The sequence below is a fragment of the Providencia sp. SP181 genome, assembly GCF_050446505.1.
In the GTDB taxonomy this organism is placed as follows: Bacteria; Pseudomonadota; Gammaproteobacteria; order Enterobacterales; family Enterobacteriaceae; genus Providencia; species Providencia vermicola.
The window spans coordinates 64,884-82,050 of the sequence record NZ_JBBPXM010000007.1 but is presented as its reverse complement, the minus strand read 5'-3'; the positions used below and the strand labels follow the sequence as shown (position 1 = coordinate 82,050).

Below are 17,167 nucleotides of genomic sequence, written 5' to 3'. Positions count from 1 at the left end.
TGGAATACTTCATACCCTTTTCACCCTGCCATAGGTACAAATGAGTAAGATTTATTCAGCTGACTGCTCGATATTTATTCTGTTTAATACACTTGACTTATTTTTATAGAGATAACATGCATGACAGATATGAACAATCGAACCTATATTATGAGAATCGCCAATGGGGAAATGCGCGATCAGGAAATAATAATAACATTAGATGCTAACCTTATTATTATTGGTGAAGAAGATAATTATAGAACGAATATTTCTGATGAAGGATTTACCATTTATTCAATACCGAGTCATCAAGAACCTTTTACGTTTTCAATTATTTCCTATGAAGGCCAAATCGCCATTGATCTTCATACTCAAGCTCAAAGCAAAATTATCCCTATTAACTTGCATGAAACGGTACTGGAAGATTTATTCCCTTTTGCAATTAAACATATTGATACCCCTTGGGCCATCTCACCAGTTGAAGGGGCATCCTCAGATATCGCTATTAAACCAGAAAAGCGAGTGAATAAATTTAAAAAATCGCCATACCATCCAAAAATGCTCGCGGGTATATCATTAATCATTATTATTTTCATCAGTTGTCTATTTATTCCATACAATTCCGAGATGGCAAAGGATAAAAAAATACAATCAATTGAGGATATTATTAGTGGCAACCACCACCCTGCAGTAATCACTGATGACGGTAAAAATGGGGTATTAATCTTAGTAAAAACACAGCGGGACTTTGACTGGAGTATGCAACGCTTATTAAAATCAAAGTATCGTAGCCATTTTAAGGTTGACAAAATTCAAAACCTCGAAACTGAAATAGAGAATAAGATCTCAGATATTACTCCTAATTTATTAAAAATAGATATAGATGACCCTTGTCACCCTATTATTAAAATAATAGAAAAAAATATTTCAAAAAAAGAAGAAGATATTATTGATAAAATATTTTTAAATTATTTTCAATGCTATAAAAAAAGTGAATTTAGAATAAAAAAACTAGACGAATTAATAAAAAATGCCGAACTAGGATTAACAGAAAGTAATGTTAAATGGAATAAAATCACCGAAAACAACAAAACTATTTTTGGTATAAATGGCAGTCTAAATGATAAGCAAATCATATCATTAATTAGTTTCGTAAATTCATTCTATCAGCAATGGGGGGAACAGCAAATTCAGTTCTCTATCTCATTAGAAAATGATGAGTTAGCAGGAAAATCTTTCATTTCAAATAACAATGGTTACATTTTATTAGGTAATAATCATTGGTTATTTAATTCCAAAACACGTTAGAAGTAAGCAACAAGAGGAAAATTAGTATGGCTATTGGTTTAACTAGTGGTGAATGGCAAACATCAACATTAGAAGATAATACTACCACAACAAATAACACTACGACTGCAAACAGTAAATGGGGCATGATGTATGCTTCCTCCGCAGGCCTTAGTGCACGCACTAAGGTTATCGCAGATGAGCTAAAGGGGATGATTGATAACCCAAATATTGAGGTCGATAACCCTTTAGTACTCGGTAAAATTACCGCATTAAGTGGCAATTATAATATGGCACGTCAATTGCAAAGTAATGTAATGAAATCAATCAAAGATGCTGCTCAAGCGATTATTCGTAACGTTTAATTTTTGAATAAAAGCACCTATTACAATGGTGCTCTTATTTTATAGGATATAATTTATGATCACTCCAATATCTCTTTCTACCACACCGAACATTATTGATGATATTACCTCATCGATATCTACTGGCTCATTTGAAGATAAGGTAAAAAAATTATTTGCAGAATATACTGCTGCGGTTGGTAATGAAAAAGCCAATCTAATAAACAAAGCAAATAATGTGGATGCCAGTAATCCCGCTCAGCTCATTGAAATACAAAATCAAGTCGGCAATTATAATTTAGCCATGAGTATGATTAGCACACTCACCCATAAAAGTGTCTCTGCTATTGATACAGTGTTAAAAGCGCAATAATCATGAATATTTTAAAAAAACTGTTATTAATTAGTTTTATCAGTTTATTACTGGGTTGTGATAATCAATTACTACTCAGTAACTTAAGTCAACGACAAAGTAATGAAGTTCTTGCTGTAATGCAAGAACATGGTATTGAAGCCAACCGTAAACATGATAATAAAAGTGGGGATTCTATCCGTGTTTCCCCAGAAAATTTTGTTCTAGCAGTCGACTTACTGCGCCAGTACAACTTACCGTCAAAAGACCCCGTTGAAATCATTCAAGCTTTTCCTGGGGATTCACTGGTTGCTTCACCACAGGCTGAACGGACTCGATTACTTTCCTTGATTGAACAACGCCTTGAACAGTCATTGCTTTCTATTCCTAATGTCGTCAATGCAAGGGTTCATGTGAGCTATCCATTAAATGGTAATGGCGCGGTTAAACAAGTACAAAAAATATCCAGCTTGGTGACCTATTCAGGGAGTGAAGACCCGAAAATGATGATGAATAAAATCAAACTATTTTTAAATAATAGTTTTGCAGAAACGACGTACGATAACGTTTCTGTCGTCATTGTCAGCCGACCACCATTACAGTACCAAATAAAATCACCTTCAGAAAACGCTACTTATCCAATAATACTTAGCGCAATTATTAGTCTAGCTATTCTCTTATTTTGTGTATTGGCCTGTGTTTTGAAATACCGCAATAATAAAAAAACACCAGTAATGGAAATGGAGAATGCACTCAATGCAGATGCTAAGTAAATTACTCATTGAGCAAGGAGATATCTTTCTTGCTCCTGGTAACTATTTTCATCCCGAGTTTAATGGATTGATTTACATCCAATTACCACCATTATTGCAAAAGCAGCATAACCAAAAGCTTATTGAACAATATGACTTACAGATGCCAAGTACTCAAACCCGCTTATTACCCAAAGCATTATCAGTACATTGGAAGAAATTGCCGATTGTTGCTGTTCATTTAGGTACTTTATTACAAGTTCAATCAGAGTTTTTTTTTGGAAAACCACCTAATAGCAAAATGTTACAGCACTATTTTCTTCAACCATTAAACCCAATTGAAGTGTTAAACAATAATACAGAAAGTAAATTAATTGCATCAGGTGCAGCACAAATTTTGCTGTGCCTAGCCCCTTTCGGCCACGCCTATGTTCAGCGTGCAAAATATATGTTTAGTCAGCAAGTTCAGCAAATGATCCCTAATTGTCACCAGGCAATATTACCTTGGAATATTATTGAAAAAACTTGCCATTATCTCAGTGGAAGTACAAAAAATGAAACAACTATCGCCAGTTAAAGACACAGCTCAAGAAAAAGTGCTGATCAAAAAGCGCACATTGAATGCATCTAAATACCAAAAAACAGTCATTGAATACGCCCAAAAAAAGGCCAATGACCTCTATCAGCAGGCGGTAACAGAAAAAACAGAAATTTACCAAATTGCTTATCAGCAAGGGTATAACGACGGTATAAAACAATTATTAGCCGATTTTCTTATCTGTATAGATAAAAGTGAAAATGCCTTTCAGAACCAAGTTAAACAAAGTTCAGAGCGACTTGAAACATTACTTGTAAATTTTTTTAGTGACATGCGAGTCAAAGAAATTGTTGCACACTACTTTCTTTTGCAGCAGGAAAAAACACGTCATCACCAGATACACTTGCCTGCAAATATGCAGCACATTTTTAGTGACCAATATCCAGAGCTTACAATTGAGAGTAATAGCTCTAGCGACACCATCGCACTGGAGTTCAATAATGAAATTTGTTATTTCTCGCCAAACATTGCAGCAAAGAACACATTACCACAAATTTTTTCGGTCTCCAGCCGCTGCCAATTATTAAAAGAACACAAGGCTAACTATCAAAAACTCATTGAATTACTCAGTACTCACCGAGGCAAACATGAACCTACCGATCAATAACCGACCATTATTTACATCAAGTGTGACTTTATCATCAACACAAACCATTCAACAAAAAATGGCATCCTCATCTCACACAATCAACGCTTCCACTTCGACAAAAAAACAGGGTGAGAATATTCAAATGTCTCCAGAGGAAAAAATAAAAATTGATACTTTCATTCGGCAATTAGAACAAAAAAACAGCGATAAAGATTTCTTCAGTTGCATTTTTAACACCATGACGCATTTAAAGAAACAAGAAAAAGAAAGTTTCATTGCAGGTACGTTACAAGCGCTAAAACTACAAGCTGATGAAACGCCTTCTTCACTCTATGAACGATTCAATGAAACACTAAAACGTTATATGTCCATCAGCCTGATGAATAGCCCGCTATCAACACAACTTAATCGTAATATTGGGCAGGTAAAACTAGAATCTGATGATGACGATACTGATATTGACGATATTTAAATGTGGGAATACCCACTTTATCTAAGTGGGTATTCCCATAATTATTAATAATTTTCAATCATGCGTTTTTAATATATAGCCAAGCAATCATTATTCCCTTTTAAAAAATAAAAAATACAAATTTATTTATGATATAAATTCACACCATAAATGATTTAAATTCATACCTTCATTGCACTTTATCTTAATATAAAAAAACGACTTAATTTTTTTAATTTATTATCAATCATCGTTTCTTTATATTGATGCATATATTATCGCCAGTTAGGATAGATATCACTTATTACCAATTTATCATTTATGGGAAAACCTATGATTAACCTTAATGACAAGCAAATAGAGCAAACAGTCTTATTATCTGAACAAGTCGTTTATGACTCGCTAAAAAGAACCCTATCACGAGGGAAAACATTAACGAATCTTACGGAAAATGAATCCTGTTTATTGAAAATTTTACTTACTAAGACAAGTAACAAGAGAGAAGTTATGTATGAAATCTGGGAAAAAAGAGGAACTATTGTGACTGAAAGTAGCTATTACAAGTTAGTTAGGCAGCTACGTCAATCATTTAAAAAAGTTGAATTAGATGAAAATCTTATTATGACATTACCAAGAATTGGTATTTTATATACTGGCGAAAAATCAGAGATACCTGTTTTATCTAAGCATAAGCCACGAAATACATTATATGCATATATTAAATGCTTTTTTCAGAAAGTCTTTATCCGTTAATTTCAATAAGTTGAGTTATTATCATGTCAATCATTATAACGCTAAAAAAAATATATAAACCTTTATTTTCTCTATTATTTATTAGCACATTACTCGGTTGTAGCTATTTCCCTAAAGTTCTTCAAATTTCTTCAAGCCATCAACTACAGGGAGTTATTTACTCACCATCAATCATTCCTGATAACTCTGAGATAACCATATCTATTAGCCCAATAGATGCTTCACTATCACCAACAGAGAATTTATTAAACTATCAACTACGTTCTAAAGGTGCGAATAAAACCATCAATTTTGAAATCAATTTACCCGAAAAAGTTGCTAACAGCACGGCGAAGTTAGGTATTAGCATTCGAATTGAGAAAAACAGTGAACTCATCATGATGAGTAATAAAATAACAAAGCTACCTGATGATTTATCAGAAAAAATTACACTGACAGTTACAAAAATAAAATAACCATATAAATTATAATGTAATTTTAATTTCTCGACGATTTCATAAAAAAACAAGGTTATTAATTAAATACTCTATCAAATGAAATAATAAATTAATCATCACTCTATTAATATTGCATTAGCGGAAAGGAATCCCTAGGCCTTTCCATTGAAATATACCTTAAGCATATTCTTTATTTATTTTATTCGTAGCTATTTAATGAAAACCGAGTCACGGGATTCTATTCCCAAAAACTATAAAATAATAACTTGGTTAAATATTATTACCCAAATTAGTTTTCCATTGATGTGCACCTTCACCCCCATTATGGAACTGGAAATCTAAAAACTCATTTAAAATTCGGTGATAAATCAGCAACAAACAAACTAGAGTTTCACTGGGAAGGGATGAACCGCGCCCCATATAAACCCAGTATTTAAACAATAATTCGATTTAACCACTCAGCCAGTTGCTAAACCCAACTGGCTTTTTTTATATCATCTCACGTCATTTTCCCTTCACATATCAAAGGAAAATCCGTTACCGAACTTTCTACCGCCCTCTTTGCCAAGCTTTCTAAAGAGGCAAATAATTGCTGCGCTTCACCTTCAGATAAACCAGTAGCTAAGTAATCATTCCACTTATCTAATTTATCATTTAATTCACCCACAATAGTGTGACCATGCGGTGTCAGCGAGATGTGGTAAGCCCGTTTATCGGTTTGACTATGGGTTTTTACTATCCAATTTTTTGCCAAAAACTTACTCACCCCCCGAGTTGTCACTGACTTATCCACCACCATCGCCTTCGAAATTTGTTCGAGTGTCGAAGCATCATATTGATGAATATGCAAAATCATCAAACATTCAATAGCATTGAGCCCATAAGGCTCCCCCATCCATTTCATATAATGATGAGCCGCTCGGCTGATCACCCCAAACACCCTTGCCTGTTCTGTACGCATAAACCCCTCTTTAGTTGATTTTATCAACTAATTAGTCGATAATCACACTGCCTTTAGTTGATTTTATCAACTATTAAACCTTTTAACACGCCAAACTCACCGATAATCTATGCCACATAATACAAATCTACTGCTTCGCTTAGGGTTTAATCCAATACGCTTTCGTTTTGCCTTTATTACCGCTTGTGCTTCTATCGCTGCACTTTTTATTGCTCAATATTTGGGATTAGTTCATCCACAATGGGCAGCCATGACGGTCTGGGCTTCAGCACAACCTTGGCGGGAAAATTTACTCGAAAAAAGTTGGTGGCGTTTTGCGGGCACCGTCATTGGTGTACTTGCTGGGGTGATATTAATTCAACTGCATCTCATTAACCCGTTGTTATTTATTGTGGGATTAGCCATATGGTTAGGCGCGTGTAGTGGCATCGGTCAGCTACAAAAAGGCTTCGTCGCCTATGGCACCTTTTTGGCGGGTTACTCTGCGGTCATGGTCAGTATGTTGAGTGTCCATAGCACCGATGGGTTATTTATGGTTGCTTGGGACAGGTTATGGACAATTCTTGTCGGGGTACTTTCAGCGGTCGTATTCAATTTTTTGTTTACTCCAAAACGTGAACAAGAGCCCGTCATTGCCCTTAAAAATCAAGTCGATACGCAGTTTTATTCAATTTTGCATCAAGCTTTGGAACAAAAAAGCCCGATAAAGCAACAGGATATTGACCAACTTTGGCAAGCAATGACGAGCTATGAAGACATTTTAGAAGCGAACCGTATTGGCTGGCGCTACCACCGCAAACAAGTCGCCAAAGCTCGGCAGAAGCTTATTTTTCAAAGCCAGATATTGCTACATTTAGAACAATTCCAATCGATGCCACCTTTCTATTTTCCATCGCAAGAGCCTACGGATAGACAATGGAAACATCTTTTGTCTTTGTGCCCAACTGGCGTACTAAAAATGCTCTTAATCCCTCTTTATTATGCGGCTCTCGGAAAATCAACCAAACGCCCGAGTCAGCATGACAAGCTAAAACTCCATCAAAATAAAATTTCTGCTTGGCATGCTTTTACACGTTCTTTTATCGCCATTATAGTGGTTGGCTTTTTATGGTTATGGACACAATGGCAAGCCTTGGCCTACTTAACACTGGGGCTATCAGTCATGCTCGCCTTGTTTGCCTCCATTGATTACCCTGCAAGGTTTATGAAATACATCTTTACGGGGCAATTTTTTGGTGCGATTGCCGCATTAATTTGCACTTGGTATTTATGGCCTTTCGCCTCATCATCATGGCAAATGGCATTGTTGATCATTCCAGTCATCATTAGTGGCGTTGTGATTTATTCACACAATAAATTAGCCCTAATCGCATTTGACTACATTATGGTTTCACTGATATTGCTACAACCCAGCTATCCTTTTTCCCTTTCACTGGCGCAAAATGTGGGCAATGCCATTGCGGTAGTCTCTGGCCCATTAATTGCCATGGCGGCTTTTGCCTGGATTTTCCCCACCAATCCTAAAAAACGTTACCAGCAATTAATTTATCTTTCAGAACAGCAATTTAAGCAAGGGATCACCACACTAATTCAAGGAAACAAGCCGTCGAATACCCAGATGATGCACCGTTTATTGAGCGGCTTATTACTTGCAGGTAAAAATGGGCAACCTTATGAATCAACACTGGAGTTTTTTGCATCTCGACATGGTATTTGGATAAATCTGTTTATTTTACAGAAACAGTTTGCGCATCAAGAGTCGAAGATGAGAGTGCTTAAAGTGCTTGAAAAACGCATTCAACAAAGCAGATTAGAAGCAACAAAAATGGCTGCGATTTTTCGGTTTTTACAGCGTAATGAAATAAGACAACAAGCACTTTTTCAATTAAAAAAGTATTTGAAAAACAATTAGGCAAAAGAGGGATTAAACAGCATTTTTGCCTAACAAACACCCCGCTATTTTTCTAGCGATAATTTTTACCAAAGTCCTTCTGACTCTAAACCTAAAGGGACAATATCAAAAGCACCTGTCGCATATATATAAATCGCACTTTTAGCTGTGATCCGCATTTTTAAGGCTGGGTAATAGAAAATCAACAGCTTTAGCAATAAAGCGATATTGTTTAGACATAAATGATTTTCACCTTTATTTAAGAGAGTAAAATTGTCATCCCTTAATTTTGAAACGCGCTATCTCATGTATAAATGAAAAAGGTGTTAAATGAAAAATTTATCAATTAATACAACCTTAAAAAATACTGTCAGCGATAACTTCTTATTTTCTATCAAAAAAAGAGCCACCTAAATAGGTGGCTCTCAGACTGCTGACAAACCGATGAGGTTTGACTGCAGGTTGGATAGGTTTTGAATATTAATAAGGAAAATCAATTTATTGATTTTCGGCTGATAACACAAAGCAGGAAAAACCACGTTTTTATCCTGCTTTGTCAACAGCCTCAGAGCCACCTAAATAGGTGGCTCTGTCATTACCGTTAATCACTGTTACTTATAATTATGTTTAATTTCTTGTGAAATAACGAGGCCACGTTTCGCTTCTTTTTCTGCTATCTCAACAGACAAACCTATATAAGAACGTGGATCTAACATCGCTTTAATTTCATCATTGCTAAAAGCAGCGGATATCACACTGTTTTTAGTGAGGTTAGTATAGAAATCCTCGCCATCTGCTGCAGTCTTAATCGCTTCTTCGTATAGCAGCTCATGGGCTTTATCTTTCCCTAGTTTTTCTGCCATTTTCATCATTACGTATTCGGTGTTATCTAACCCTTTATTTCTCAATACGTTATGCAGCATTCTATCTTCATGAGGAACGAGAGTTCTTGAAAGCTCTTCGGTTCTTAATAAGATTTCTGTCGTTAACTCTAACGCTTCTTCAATTAAGCCATCGAATAACATATAAGAACTGCTGTCACCTTCATAAGGACGTACCGCTGAGTACATCCCCACACTTGGCAAAGAATACAGTTTCTGTGAATTTGCAATAATGCCTTTTGCTAATTTCGGGTTAATCTTGTGTGGCATCGTACTACTGCCCACAGTACCCTTCGTAAATCCTTCAGAAACCTCAGCAATTTCCTCCAATGTGGTGCTGTAAACTTCTTCACCAATCTTATGGCAGATATTCGCCATCAGCGCTAAATTCGCCATATATTCTAGTTTATGGGTGCTTAGGTTTCTCGATGGCACTTCCATCGCATGCATACCTGTTAGCTCAGCGACGCGTTTTTGTACTTCTAAACCGATACCTGGCATCGAGTTAAAAGCACCAACCGCCCCCCCCATCATGATGGTGAATACGCGCTTTTCGCACTCTTTCATGCGCTGATAACAATCAATAAAATCGCTTATCCACACCGACACTTTATAGCCATAAGTAATCGGGATCGCATGGCGTCCATGGGTTCTGCCTGGCATTACCATATGCTTAGTTCTTTCTGCCAAACCAGAAAGGTTTTCAATGATTTCACTCAGCAACAACATAAACTTATTGTGTACCGTTTTCATCATATACAGTTGGGAACTCTGCTGGATATTCTGTGTGGTAATACCGTAGTGGATATATTTTCCACTCTCTTCTGAACAAGCATTCACTAATACTTTCAGAAAAGGCACGAAGCCATGGCCGATTTTTTGATAAATACGGCTCATTTCTTCAAAATCAATATTTTCAATAATCGCCTTTTCTTTAATTTCATCAGCTGCGGATTGGGGAATAAACCCCTGCTCCGCTTGCGCTTGAGCCAACATAGATTCAAACATTAACCAAGTTGTATATTTCGCTTCATCAGATAAAAGTGCTTTAATACCTCGATCATCAATTGTTTTACTTTTAGAATCGTATAATGCTCTCATTTCGTATCCCTTCTTTATTTCTTCATTGCTTCATCAACAGCATTGCGAACGAATTCAACCTTAGGCCCATAAACGACATGGACATGGTTTGCCGATGGAAAGAAGAATGCGGTACATCCTGATTCCAACATTAAATCTTTATCAATTTGATTCACTTCGCCAACATCAATCCGCATACGAGTAATACAGTTATCTACATTACGAATATTTTGTTTTCCACCTAACGCTTGGATTAAAATTTCTGCAATTTCACCATAACGTTTTTCTTTAATTAAGGTATTTTTCAGGTTGCTGGATTCTTCACGGCCTGGCGTTTTAATATCAAATTTGATAATCGCCCAGTAGAAAATAAAGTAAGTGACCACGGCTAAACAGCTACCAATGATGACTAAGAATATCCAGTTTGTATGCTCGTATAACAATCCAAATATCGTGAAGTCGAATACCGTTCCACGAATATAACCAATAGCAACACCCGCGAAAGAAAGTAACACTGCACCGATACCCACGATAATCGCGTAAATGAGATACAACAGTGGTGCAATAAATACGAAGGTAAATTCGAGCGGTTCTGTCACGTTCCCCAGCATCGCGGTCAATACCATTGTCACCAACATCGACTTCACTTCTGCACGGTTTTCTTTCTTCGATGTTCTGTAAATTGCCAGCGCAATCGCAGGGAATAAGAACAGTGTTACTAACATTTGCTGTTGCGCCATAAAGCGAGTCAAACTTGGCATCATCGCCCAATATTCGCTGTTAGGACCTTGTTTGAATAACACTTCAGTTAACGCAGGGACAACACCCACAAAAGTTTGTCCATCAATAACATAGGTACCGCCCGCTTCAGTGAAACGGAACAACACGTTCCAGACATGGTGTAAGCCAAACGGAATGAATAAACGTTCACCACCTGCCGTAAAGAATGGGCCGACAGGGCTCAAGAATACAGCAGATAACTTCATTAATCCTTGGACTAAGACTTCCCAGATAAACGGTAATAACGCACCAACCATGATCATTAAACCAATCATGATAATGGATACCGATTTTTTCCCCGAGAAGAAGGCAAACGCGGTAGGAAGCTCAAGGTTATAGAACTTGTCAGTCGCCCAAGAGGCAATTAAACCCGTAATGATCCCCCCTGCCGCACTGATATTCAGCGTTTGTATGCCAAGAACTTTAATCTGCCCCACTTGGCTCATAATCGCTGCATCAGCGAGCTTGCCGGTGAGCACCAACCAAATATTCATGGTAATGATCAAGGATAAGTAACCAACTACCGACGCGAAGACGGCAATCCCCTTATCTCTCTGGTTCATCCCATAAGCGACCCCCATCGCAAACAGCAATGGGATATTATCGAAAATCACCCCTGCAATAGAACGAATGCTAACTAATAGAGCGTTAACTGTTTCATTTCCGAGGAAAGGAAAGCGTGCAATCATATACGTTTGCACTAACGCACCACTGATACCCAATATCATACCGATAGGTGCAAGCACACCAATCGGAAGGAGTAATGTTCTCCCAAAGCGTTGGATAGATTCACCAAACTTTCTTCTGGCCATACTTTTTCCTTATGACTTCTATTATTAGAATTAAAGGCATACTAGCTTGGGGGTTTTATAAAAGAAATGATGTCCCGGTTTTAAAAATTATCTTAGGTCATAAATTATGACCTAAGTCATTTTGAAACGGCATTGTTGTTAAAAATAACAATAAAAAGGCGGTAATATAGGAAGAGTAGGTTAAGAAATTCGCCTAAAGTAGGTTTTCTAACTCATTGATAAGTAAATCAACTAAAATAAAAAAACCAATACGGGACTTGGTATCATCCCTTTTAGTATCGTAACTGTCTGCAAAACAAAAAAGCGTGTTATCGGTATAACTGGTTAATTCATTCGTATTGAATGCTGTCATACTAATGATATTTGCGCCTTTCAATTGGACAATTTTGGCGGTCTCAATAATCTTTTTTGTTCCGCCAGAAAGTGAAATAAATATCACCGTATCATCCTTGCTGACGAGTCGAGTGAAAGAATCAGACAAATTGTAGTCATTAATAAAAAAACAGTGCAGACCTAATGCAAAGAGTAAGTGCTCAAGATAATACCCTACGGCCTTACTGGTACCCCTCGCAACAATAAAAATATTTCGCGATTTATGTAAAATATTCGCACAGTCATTAATTTGATCTTCATTAATCAGCGTAAAACTTTTATTAATGTTTTTCTCGAGTTGTTTTTTGTAGGACGCGGGCGTGACTTTTTCAGTTTTATTTTTGGACAGAATATAATTATTAATTTGAAATTTAAGCTCTTTAAAACCACTGAAGCCTAATTTCTGCGATAAGTTAATAATGACTGTTTTCGACACATAGGTTTTTGCGACTAACTCATTGATATTTAAGTAGGGTATATCGGCAATATTATCGTTCAGATATTTTAATACCTTTTTTTCACTGAGCGTTAAATTATCGTAATTTTTTAAAAATTCCAACATATCCCACCTGACCAATTTTGCCGAAAAATCCCATTGTACTGAAGGGGCCAACAACCTGATGACGATTAATAATGATGAAATAGCACAAAATAATCAATTTGCTGATTATACGCCAAATAGGGCCTTTATGTAGAACTCAGGGAGGTAAATTTGTGAGAAGGTGCAATGTAACCTGTTAGTCGTCATTATCTTTACGGCATTCAGTGGATTAGGTTTCTTTTTTTCCCTCATAAAACTGGTTTATGAATATTTTAGGGACGCCCCAGTTATCTCGCATACTGCATCCCTTTGTCGGTAGCCTCATGGCATTTTTATTTATCTTTATGTTTTTTAGATAGTTAAAATATAACTTTGTGGATAAGCAAGACCTTATTTGGGCTAAAAATATTCACAAGGTATTACGTAATGAGGAAGCTGGCGATATCGGCCATTATAACCTTGGCCAAAAAGGGATTTATTGGGTTCTCAGCCTGTGCCTTATCGTCTTAACGGTAAGTGGAATTATTATTTGGCGTCCTTATTTCGCTGATTATTTTTCAATTTCGATAATTCGAGCAGCATTACTGGCACACTCACTTTCTGCAATAGCCCTGATAATTACGGTTGTTGTTCATGCTTATGCTGCCTTTTGGGTAAAAGGCTCTATCCGTACATGGTTGAAGGCTGGGTGACGCGTGGATGGGCAAGGAAACACCATCCTCGTTGGTATCGCGAAGTATTAGAAGAAGAAAAAGAGAAGAAAGAATAATCGTAAATTAAAACCGCCAAGCAGCGTCATTTATGGTACTGCTTGGCAGATTCCTCCCCGTAGATGCCCTTTACATCCCCTTCCTCTTTAGCACCAACGCAACAACATCCACCCATAAATCAATTTATTTCAGTGAGTGAGACCTGTTTTAGAAAAATAAATTTTATCCTTCAAGAATTCCATTCTTTCTGTTTTCTTACACTTTTTAACGCGGTGAGAGAGTATGAAAAGTCACCATGATTAATCACTCACATTTAGGTATCATCACGTGTGCTTATGACATATTGTGTTTAATTTTAGGAAAATTAATTATTTTTAGTTAATTTATCATTGGTATATAGCGAAATGTAACGAGGTATAAATGAGATCATAATGACTAAACGCAAATTTATTACACGCACAGAAGTTAACGCTCTATTAAATGCAACCAAACAGGGGAGATATCCCAATCGCGACTATTGCTTGTTATTAATGAGCTTCCTACATGGTCTAAGGGTTAGCGAACTTACTCACATCACAATGGCAGATATTGATTTAGCACAAAAAATAATCTACATCAGACGGTTAAAAGGAGGTTTATCCACTGTTCAACCGATAATTCCTGAAGAGTTTACTGCAATAGAAAGGTGGTTGTTAGAGCGAAATTCTTGGAAAACGTCCAGCTCAGATTGCTTGTTTATCTCACAAAAAGGGAGCCAAATCTCTCGCTACCAGATCTACCGTTTATTTGAACAATACGGCAAAATCGCAGGGCTACCCGTCAAACTTCACCCGCACATGTTAAGACATGCATGTGGGTATGCATTAGCTGACCTCGGTAGAGATACCCGATTAATTCAAGACTATTTAGGGCATCGAAATATTGCCCATACAGTAATTTATACCGCAAGTAATGAAAAACGTTTTAGTGGCATTTGGTCTAATCAATAGACAATTTAATGACTTGTATCAACATGGAACTAAAGTTCAATATTATAAAATGAATTAAACACCAAGAATGCCTCAGTTATTTAACCAATTGGTTTTATAAAACTGAGGTATTCTTATGAATGTTTGATGTGATGATTAATTTGAATACCACTAAATAGAGCCATCAATACGTTATTTTTCAACCCGCCAAAATAAGGTTAGTTAATAATTTTATTTATTCTTCTTTTACCAACTATCATAATTTAAATACTCGAAATATGAGTAATTAGTCAACCGCATGAATTTAACAATATATTATCAATATATATACGTGTAAATTACATTTTAACTCGTATTTAGAGAATCATATAAAGATATTTAATAAATAAAAAAATTAAAATCAAATTGTTTTAGCTTTTAATTTCATAAATAACCTCTAAATCAGACAAATGTAAAAATAATATAAAATCATAACCAAACAACAAGAAATATAATAAAAAATATTTTGAATAATAAATAAAAATCAATGAATTAAATAAAAAATGATTTAAAATCAAATGGTAATGCAACATAATAAATCAAAATGTTTAAAATGCCTAATAAGTATAATTCTGAGACTAACCAAAATCAAACAGCATAAAACTCTGTTTGTATTATTTATTTTAGAGGTAACCAGTAAATTATGTAAAAAATTGTCATCTACAACAAAAAGTTATCACCTGTGATATTTTCGCCAACAAAATCCACTAGATAAATACTCCAGATTTACTAACAAATAATATAAATTAAAGATTTTAATTCTGACACTTCCAATATATTAAACAAATTAGCTAAAACCAATTTAACGCAACATTTTGATTTATTTTGTTGCGTTTCCTGAGCAAAAAGAAAGCAAATCGTTTACTTTGCAAGCGGGTCTGACTGTGTAACCAAATTACATAAAGCTTTATTGGTGAGATATGAAAAATAACAAGTTAAAAACCAGTATAGATAATTTTCAGAAAATACTAACTGAGCAAATTGGTTTGGAGTTATTCCACCTTAGAAAAGAAAAAGGGCTAAGCGGTAAAGATCTAGCTAAAAAATTAAAAATATCACAACAACAAATCTCTCGATATGAAAGAGGAATATGTAGCATTAACTGTGGGATGTTATTTTCAATCTTATTCTATCTAGATACTAACCCTAGTGCGTTTTTCGAAAGTATAACATTGAAAATAAATGAAGAACATCCTAATGCTAATTCATTTATTCATAACAATGAAAACCTCTTCGATGAGCAAGATAATTGCCATTATATTTTTAATCGGCAATCAGAAATTATTCTAAATTCTTTATACAGCAAATAGTTATTTAAAAAATATAAAATTTTAACTATGCCCACTTAATTGTTGGGTAATCATCACGTTGTTATATATAAATGAGGTTCAAATGAAAAAAGTATTTTTAGCAGCACTTGTTTCTGCCGCTATCGCTTCTCCAGCACTCGCTGATCAAGGGCATGGTAAAGTTACATTTAAAGGTGAAATCATCGATGCACCTTGCTCAATTAGTTCCGACTCTATTGACCAAACTGTATGGTTAGGCCAAATCGCTAACTCTGTTTTAGCAAATGGCGGTACTTCTAGTGCTAAACAATTCAACATTGAATTAGAAGACTGTGTATTCCCTAAAGATGCAGATGACAAAGTCTATAATGACAAAGTCAGCATCACATTCTCTGGTTCTAGTGCTGCATTCAACTCTAAATTATTAGGTGTAACTGGCTTAGATGCAACCGATCCAACTATTGCGGGTAACGTCGGTATTCAATTAACTGATACAAACGGAGCAGCATTAGATATGGGTGTTGCAACAGCACAAGAACACCAATTACAAGCGGGTGATAACACTCTACGTTATAGCGCTTATGTACAAGGTGCAAACGTTGCAGTAGATAAAATTCCATTAGGTAAATTCGAAGGCGTAACTAACTTTACCTTAACTTATAACTAATTGATTAGTTAAAGAGGAATACTCCTGTATTCCTCTATTAGTCACCTAATTAAGTCAGAGGTTAAAGTGAAAGGATTTATCTATTCGCCAAGAAATGTATCGTCTCTATTGCTTCTTACATTATTTCTTTCGCCACAAATGGCGGCATCACCTCATGGATGGGGAAAAGTCACAATGAACGGCGAAATAGTCGATACTGCCTGTGCAATAGATATCGGGTCAAGGGATCAGACCATTAATATGGGGGTTCTTCCAATAAGCTATATTCGCGAAGTTGGGAAAGGCCCCATAAAAGAATTCAATATTAAGCTCGTTGATTGCCGTTGGGAAAAATATTCAAAAGATAATAACGAATGGAATTCACTCGAAGTCACTTTTGATGGTCCATCAGAAGGTGATTTTTTCACACTCTCGGGTGAAGCAAAAGGAGTGCAATTGGCACTGCATGATATCTCGGGATACTCCATTACACCAGGGAAGCCATTGCCTGCACAAGGAATTACCCCTGGCACAATGATACTGAAATATCAAATGCAATTAGTCACCAATTATCATCCTGTTAAAGCGGGTAATTACCAAACCTTATTAAGGTTCAAGGTCGATTATTATTAATTCTAAAAGTTATATTGGT

18 protein-coding genes and 1 pseudogene are annotated in these 17,167 nt (G+C 35.9%); 15 read left to right on the top strand and 4 right to left on the bottom strand.

Annotation, left to right across the window (positions count from 1 at the left end; all coding sequences use genetic code 11):
* Nucleotides 1-120 precede the first annotated feature (120 nt).
* The 9 genes from AABS66_RS13340 to AABS66_RS13300 all read left to right on the top strand — a co-directional run bounded on the left by AABS66_RS13340 (nt 121) and on the right by AABS66_RS13300 (nt 5,563).
* Complete coding sequence (locus AABS66_RS13340; RefSeq protein ID WP_206085144.1) at nt 121-1,290, top strand: PrgH/EprH family type III secretion apparatus protein; 1,170 nt, start codon at nt 121-123, stop codon at nt 1,288-1,290.
* Nucleotides 1,291-1,316: 26 nt separating this feature from the next.
* Nucleotides 1,317-1,634 (top strand): type III secretion apparatus needle protein, encoded by a 318-nt coding sequence (locus tag AABS66_RS13335; RefSeq protein ID WP_206085145.1) that lies wholly within the window; start codon nt 1,317-1,319, stop codon nt 1,632-1,634.
* 55 nt (nt 1,635-1,689) lie between these two features.
* Nucleotides 1,690-1,986 (top strand): type III secretion system inner rod subunit SctI, encoded by a 297-nt coding sequence (sctI, locus tag AABS66_RS13330; RefSeq protein ID WP_206085146.1) that lies wholly within the window; start codon nt 1,690-1,692, stop codon nt 1,984-1,986.
* A 2-nt stretch (nt 1,987-1,988) separates the two neighbouring features.
* Entirely contained in the window at nt 1,989-2,738 is a 750-nt protein-coding gene (gene sctJ, locus AABS66_RS13325) for a type III secretion system inner membrane ring lipoprotein SctJ (protein WP_430225017.1), read from the top strand.
* Nucleotides 2,713-3,294 (top strand): hypothetical protein, encoded by a 582-nt coding sequence (locus tag AABS66_RS13320; RefSeq protein WP_430225016.1) that lies wholly within the window; start codon nt 2,713-2,715, stop codon nt 3,292-3,294. Before sctJ ends, AABS66_RS13320 begins: the two co-directional genes overlap by 26 nt.
* Complete coding sequence (locus tag AABS66_RS13315) at nt 3,272-3,922, top strand: hypothetical protein (protein WP_206085148.1); 651 nt, start codon at nt 3,272-3,274, stop codon at nt 3,920-3,922. The genes AABS66_RS13320 and AABS66_RS13315 overlap by 23 nt, the downstream gene beginning before the upstream one ends.
* A complete protein-coding gene (locus tag AABS66_RS13310) occupies nt 3,903-4,376 on the top strand; it encodes a hypothetical protein (protein WP_206085149.1) in 474 nt (157 codons plus the stop codon). The genes AABS66_RS13315 and AABS66_RS13310 overlap by 20 nt, the downstream gene beginning before the upstream one ends.
* A 312-nt stretch (nt 4,377-4,688) precedes the next feature.
* Nucleotides 4,689-5,108, top strand: a complete 420-nt coding sequence (locus AABS66_RS13305) for a winged helix-turn-helix domain-containing protein (RefSeq protein ID WP_206085150.1) — start codon at nt 4,689-4,691, stop codon at nt 5,106-5,108.
* A 23-nt stretch (nt 5,109-5,131) separates the two neighbouring features.
* The gene (locus AABS66_RS13300; protein WP_430225015.1) at nt 5,132-5,563 is read left to right on the top strand and encodes a hypothetical protein; all 432 of its coding nucleotides are present in this window, start codon (nt 5,132-5,134) and stop codon (nt 5,561-5,563) included.
* A 481-nt stretch (nt 5,564-6,044) separates the two neighbouring features.
* Here the strand turns inward: AABS66_RS13300 and AABS66_RS13295 are convergent, their stop codons facing one another.
* On the bottom strand, nt 6,045-6,506 hold the full coding sequence (locus AABS66_RS13295; RefSeq protein ID WP_430225014.1) for a MarR family winged helix-turn-helix transcriptional regulator: 462 nt from the start codon (nt 6,504-6,506) through the stop codon (nt 6,045-6,047).
* A gap of 109 nt (nt 6,507-6,615) precedes the next feature.
* Here AABS66_RS13295 and AABS66_RS13290 point away from each other — a divergent pair, with 109 nt between their 5' ends.
* The gene (locus AABS66_RS13290) at nt 6,616-8,418 is read left to right on the top strand and encodes an FUSC family protein (protein ID WP_430225013.1); all 1,803 of its coding nucleotides are present in this window, start codon (nt 6,616-6,618) and stop codon (nt 8,416-8,418) included.
* 590 nt (nt 8,419-9,008) lie between these two features.
* Here the strand turns inward: AABS66_RS13290 and AABS66_RS13285 are convergent.
* From AABS66_RS13285 to AABS66_RS13275, 3 genes are all read right to left on the bottom strand, one after another.
* Nucleotides 9,009-10,379, bottom strand: a complete 1,371-nt coding sequence (locus tag AABS66_RS13285; protein ID WP_272538866.1) for a class-II fumarase/aspartase family protein — start codon at nt 10,377-10,379, stop codon at nt 9,009-9,011.
* Between the two features lie 14 nt (nt 10,380-10,393).
* Entirely contained in the window at nt 10,394-11,950 is a 1,557-nt protein-coding gene (locus AABS66_RS13280; RefSeq protein WP_272573805.1) for a PTS transporter subunit EIIC, read from the bottom strand.
* Between the two features lie 193 nt (nt 11,951-12,143).
* A complete protein-coding gene (locus tag AABS66_RS13275) occupies nt 12,144-12,884 on the bottom strand; it encodes a MurR/RpiR family transcriptional regulator (protein WP_206085156.1) in 741 nt (246 codons plus the stop codon).
* A 148-nt stretch (nt 12,885-13,032) separates the two neighbouring features.
* On the opposite strand from AABS66_RS13275, the pseudogene AABS66_RS13270 reads away from it, so the two are divergent.
* The 5 genes and pseudogenes from AABS66_RS13270 to AABS66_RS13250 all read left to right on the top strand — a co-directional run bounded on the left by AABS66_RS13270 (nt 13,033) and on the right by AABS66_RS13250 (nt 17,148).
* Nucleotides 13,033-13,632, top strand: a pseudogene (locus AABS66_RS13270) (formate dehydrogenase subunit gamma).
* Between the two features lie 372 nt (nt 13,633-14,004).
* Nucleotides 14,005-14,562 (top strand): tyrosine-type DNA invertase, encoded by a 558-nt coding sequence (locus AABS66_RS13265; protein WP_206085157.1) that lies wholly within the window; start codon nt 14,005-14,007, stop codon nt 14,560-14,562.
* Nucleotides 14,563-15,500: 938 nt separating this feature from the next.
* The gene (locus AABS66_RS13260) at nt 15,501-15,890 is read left to right on the top strand and encodes a helix-turn-helix domain-containing protein (protein WP_206085158.1); all 390 of its coding nucleotides are present in this window, start codon (nt 15,501-15,503) and stop codon (nt 15,888-15,890) included.
* Nucleotides 15,891-15,972: 82 nt separating this feature from the next.
* Complete coding sequence (locus tag AABS66_RS13255) at nt 15,973-16,536, top strand: fimbrial protein (RefSeq protein WP_094960889.1); 564 nt, start codon at nt 15,973-15,975, stop codon at nt 16,534-16,536.
* 66 nt (nt 16,537-16,602) lie between these two features.
* Nucleotides 16,603-17,148, top strand: a complete 546-nt coding sequence (locus AABS66_RS13250) for a fimbrial protein (protein ID WP_241016864.1) — start codon at nt 16,603-16,605, stop codon at nt 17,146-17,148.
* Nucleotides 17,149-17,167: the final 19 nt, after the last annotated feature.

Coding starts and splice junctions, on each gene's coding strand:
- AABS66_RS13260 (WP_206085158.1), top strand. CDS start 15,501: ATGAAAAATAACAAGTTAAAAACCAGTATAGATAATTTTCAGAAAATA.
- AABS66_RS13320 (WP_430225016.1), top strand. CDS start 2,713: ATGCACTCAATGCAGATGCTAAGTAAATTACTCATTGAGCAAGGAGAT.
- AABS66_RS13340 (WP_206085144.1), top strand. CDS start 121: ATGACAGATATGAACAATCGAACCTATATTATGAGAATCGCCAATGGG.
- sctI (WP_206085146.1), top strand. CDS start 1,690: ATGATCACTCCAATATCTCTTTCTACCACACCGAACATTATTGATGAT.
- AABS66_RS13265 (WP_206085157.1), top strand. CDS start 14,005: ATGACTAAACGCAAATTTATTACACGCACAGAAGTTAACGCTCTATTA.
- AABS66_RS13285 (WP_272538866.1), bottom strand. CDS start 10,379: ATGAGAGCATTATACGATTCTAAAAGTAAAACAATTGATGATCGAGGT.
- AABS66_RS13310 (WP_206085149.1), top strand. CDS start 3,903: ATGAACCTACCGATCAATAACCGACCATTATTTACATCAAGTGTGACT.
- AABS66_RS13290 (WP_430225013.1), top strand. CDS start 6,616: ATGCCACATAATACAAATCTACTGCTTCGCTTAGGGTTTAATCCAATA.
- AABS66_RS13300 (WP_430225015.1), top strand. CDS start 5,132: ATGTCAATCATTATAACGCTAAAAAAAATATATAAACCTTTATTTTCT.
- AABS66_RS13255 (WP_094960889.1), top strand. CDS start 15,973: ATGAAAAAAGTATTTTTAGCAGCACTTGTTTCTGCCGCTATCGCTTCT.
- AABS66_RS13315 (WP_206085148.1), top strand. CDS start 3,272: ATGAAACAACTATCGCCAGTTAAAGACACAGCTCAAGAAAAAGTGCTG.
- AABS66_RS13295 (WP_430225014.1), bottom strand. CDS start 6,506: ATGCGTACAGAACAGGCAAGGGTGTTTGGGGTGATCAGCCGAGCGGCT.
- sctJ (WP_430225017.1), top strand. CDS start 1,989: ATGAATATTTTAAAAAAACTGTTATTAATTAGTTTTATCAGTTTATTA.
- AABS66_RS13305 (WP_206085150.1), top strand. CDS start 4,689: ATGATTAACCTTAATGACAAGCAAATAGAGCAAACAGTCTTATTATCT.
- AABS66_RS13335 (WP_206085145.1), top strand. CDS start 1,317: ATGGCTATTGGTTTAACTAGTGGTGAATGGCAAACATCAACATTAGAA.
- AABS66_RS13275 (WP_206085156.1), bottom strand. CDS start 12,884: ATGTTGGAATTTTTAAAAAATTACGATAATTTAACGCTCAGTGAAAAA.
- AABS66_RS13280 (WP_272573805.1), bottom strand. CDS start 11,950: ATGGCCAGAAGAAAGTTTGGTGAATCTATCCAACGCTTTGGGAGAACA.